We start from the raw sequence: 3,281 nt of genomic DNA, 5'->3' as shown, positions 1-3,281 counted from the left end.
GATCAGCCTCCTTCTCGGAAGCCGGGGGGATGAGCTCGATTTTCCCGCTGAGGAGGCGCACGTGTCTCTGGTGGTGGGCCGTTTCCGAGTCGATCGTCTCCCGCATCGGCGGAGCCGGGGCTGGCAATGCGTTGCTTGTCACTTCTGCTCGCCGGGAAACCCCTTCATTCGCACGTGTAGCTGATCGGGCCTTTACGGCGTGGTGGCGTGGATGCCGGCCAGGACGATGTCGACGATCTTCTCGGCCACCTCGCGGGTGAAGGGGTGGCGTCGCCGGATGGCGTAGAGGTACACCGGCCCAGACAGCAGTTCGGTGAGGAAGTAGCTGTCAACAGCTGGGATTTCACCTTTGTCCACGGCGCTGTCGAATCGCCGGCGGACGGTGGCGAACCGTTGATCGAAAACAGCTCGGACTGCCTCGGCGAGATCCGTGTTCTCGAGATCTGCGATGGTGGCCTGCAACAGGGCCCGGCCGATCGAACTTGACAGACGATCAGACAACACCATCAAGAAGTCGACCAAATCGCGGCGAAGGTTGCCGGAGTCGTGGAGAGGCGCAGAGTCCTCGGCGTACCGCAGCAGCGCGTCGCTGACGAGTTTGGCGCGGTCCGGCCAGTTGCGGTAGACGCTGTTCTTGTTGACTCCGGCGAGTTCGGCGATCTCCTCGTAGCGCAGGCCTGCCATGCCGTTTCGGGCGACGAGCTCCATCGTCGCCGTGAGGATCTTCGACCGTACCCGAGCGTTGCGACCGCCCGGTCGCGCTGTTGGTCGCGCGCCGACGTCGGTCGTCGCTGCGGTCTCCGCATTCTTCGGCACGCCTCTGATTCTGACATCTGCTTCTCTGTAGACGCCACGGCAGATTGAGGTTATATTAAAGAGACGAACTGTCTCTTTAAGGATGTGATCGTTTTGGAGTCCACCTGTCCGAGCACCCCGGGTGGCACCCTGGTGTTCGAGAACACCCGGGTGCGCGCCTCGCCGATGACGCTGGAGCCGGGCCGCATGTTCGACTTCCACCAGTACCGCTACGACCACCTGGTCCTGTGGCAGGACAGCGGGCAGGCCGTGGCAGAGCACCTCGGTGACCCCGACTGGAGGATTTCGCCGGCGGCCGAGCCGGGCTTCGTGCAGTTCCACACGGTCGGCACCGCGGAGTCCCTGGCCCGGCACCGTATCCGCGAGGCCGGTGATACGGCGGTCACGCACGACATCATCGAATTGACCAGCGAGCGATCGCCGGGTGAGAAGCGCCTGCCCGCGCGTCCCAACGGCCGCGGGACGTTCACCGGCCCGAACTCCCAGGAGCAGGCGTGACCACGTCACTGGGCACGGTGAAGGCCGGTGAGATCGAAATCGCCTACGCGGAGTCCGGTGAGGGCGAGCCGGTGATGCTGCTGCACGGCGGTGAAAGCACCCACATCCAGTACGACACGTTTCGGCCGCTGCTCGGTGACGGCATACGTGCGATCGCATACGACCAGCGCGATTCCGGAGCGTCGGTCAACCCGCCCGCCCCGTACGGCATTCCCGACCTGGCCGAGGACTGCGCCGCGCTCATCAGAGGGGTCGGGTACGAACGAGCGCACATCTTCGGATCCTCGTTCGGCGGCTTCATCGCTCTGCAGGTCGCGGTATCGGTGCCCGACGTCGTTCAATCGCTGACGCTCGGCGCCACCTTCTCCGACGCCTCGGCCCTGCGAGCACCGGTGGCCTCCGAGATCATCGAGCTGTCGCCGTCGCAGCGCGATGCGCGGATGCTCGCGTTCGCTCTGTCGGAACGCGGGCAAGCGGACGAGAGCGTGGTAGCCGAATTCCGGTCGATACTGGTCCACCGCTCACCTGAGGCGGACGCACGGCGACTGGGCGCGATTCAATGCTACGACCTCACCCCACGCCTTCCCGAGATCATGGCGCCCACTCTGCTCATCTACGGCGAGGACGATCCCGCGGCTCGGCCCGAAATCGGACAAGAGATCGCCGAGGCGATCCCTGGGGCGAGGCTGGAGACGATTCCGGGGGCGCGCCACGGAATCACGATGGAGTTCGCCCGAGAAACCGCCCGGTTGCTTCGTGATTTCGTGCTCGCCCACCCGTCGCAGCCAGCGCAGTAAGAATCCCAAACTCATTGTCACTGATGTGGAGAACGCATGAAAATTCTCGTCTCCGGCGCGGGAGTCGCCGGCCTCTCACTTGGACGTGACCTCGGGATGCGAGGTCATCAGGTCACCATCATCGAGCGGGCCGGTCGGCTCCGGGGCAACGGTTCGCCCATCGACGTCCGCGGTGATGCGATCGAGGTCGCCGAGAAGATGGGCCTCCTGCCCGCGATCCGCGACGCGCGTATCCGAATGACCGAGCAGGTGCATTTCGTCGACGAGAACGGCGCGGCCGTCGGCCGGTTGCCCGAGGATATCGGCGATTCGTCCGACGACATCGAGATCGCCCGGGAGGACCTGTGCCGAATTCTGGCCGATGCGCTGCCCGAGACCGTGGACCTGCGCCTGAGCGAGTCGGTGAACTCGATCGCCGAACGCGACGACCGGGTGGATGTCGGCTTCGCTTCAGGCAACTCGGAGAGCTTTGATCTCGTCCTCGGCGCCGACGGTATGCACTCGGCGGTGCGACGGCTCGTGTTCGGTCCGGCGCAGGACTGGACTCGGCATCTCGGTCTCTACGTCGCCATCATCGACATGCCTGGTGAGGCCGATGCCGAAGCCGAGCGGATCAATCCCATGTACAACTATCCCGGGCACCTGGCCGGCATCGCCCGGTTCAAGGACAAGGCGATCGGCATCCTGATGTTCGCGTCGGATCCCATCGACTACGACTACCGCGACGTCGAAGCGCAGAAGAAGGTCCTGTTCGACCAGTTCGCCGAATGTCGCTCGTGGAAGGTCCAGACGATCCTCGACGCGGTGCGTGCTGATCCCGACATCTACTTCGATTCGGTCAGCCAGATTCACATGCCCACCTGGTACCGAGGCCGGGTCGCTCTCGTGGGCGATGCCGCCCATTGCGCATCCCCTCTCGCGGGGCGGGGCACGTCCCTGGCGATGACCGGGGCTCAGTTCCTCGCTGAGGAGCTCGAGCGATCTGATGGAGACCACGTCACGGCGTTCCCGCGATACGAGGCACGCCAACGGCCTTATGTCGAATTCGCCCAGGGCACGGTCGAAGGTGGTGGTGCGCTCCTCGTGCCACCTACTGAGGAAGCGATCGTCGAGCGAAACCAGATGCTCCAGCCGGTCGCGGGGGACCAGTAGTAGATATAGCACGACAGC

The 3,281-nt window shown here is 64.7% G+C and carries 4 protein-coding genes; 3 read left to right on the top strand and 1 reads right to left on the bottom strand.

The window, feature by feature from the left end:
* Window positions 1-192: 192 nt before the first annotated feature.
* A complete protein-coding gene (locus ACYVK3_RS21860; protein ID WP_460499471.1) occupies window positions 193-816 on the bottom strand; it encodes a TetR/AcrR family transcriptional regulator in 624 nt (207 codons plus the stop codon).
* Window positions 817-909: 93 nt separating this feature from the next.
* Between ACYVK3_RS21860 and ACYVK3_RS21855 the strand changes: the two genes are divergently transcribed.
* The 3 genes from ACYVK3_RS21855 to ACYVK3_RS21845 are packed head-to-tail and all read left to right on the top strand — an operon-like array spanning window position 910 to window position 3,263.
* On the top strand, window positions 910-1,314 hold the full coding sequence (locus tag ACYVK3_RS21855; protein ID WP_460499470.1) for a hypothetical protein: 405 nt from the start codon (window positions 910-912) through the stop codon (window positions 1,312-1,314).
* A complete protein-coding gene (locus tag ACYVK3_RS21850; RefSeq protein WP_460499469.1) occupies window positions 1,311-2,111 on the top strand; it encodes an alpha/beta fold hydrolase in 801 nt (266 codons plus the stop codon). The genes ACYVK3_RS21855 and ACYVK3_RS21850 overlap by 4 nt, the downstream gene beginning before the upstream one ends.
* A gap of 36 nt (window positions 2,112-2,147) precedes the next feature.
* Complete coding sequence (locus tag ACYVK3_RS21845) at window positions 2,148-3,263, top strand: Rossmann-fold NAD(P)-binding domain-containing protein (protein WP_460499468.1); 1,116 nt, start codon at window positions 2,148-2,150, stop codon at window positions 3,261-3,263.
* Window positions 3,264-3,281 lie beyond the last annotated feature (18 nt).

The sequence above is a fragment of the Glycomyces tarimensis genome, assembly GCF_054776215.1.
The sequence above is the reverse complement of the archived record's forward strand: the minus strand, read 5'-3'. Positions and strand labels throughout refer to the sequence as shown.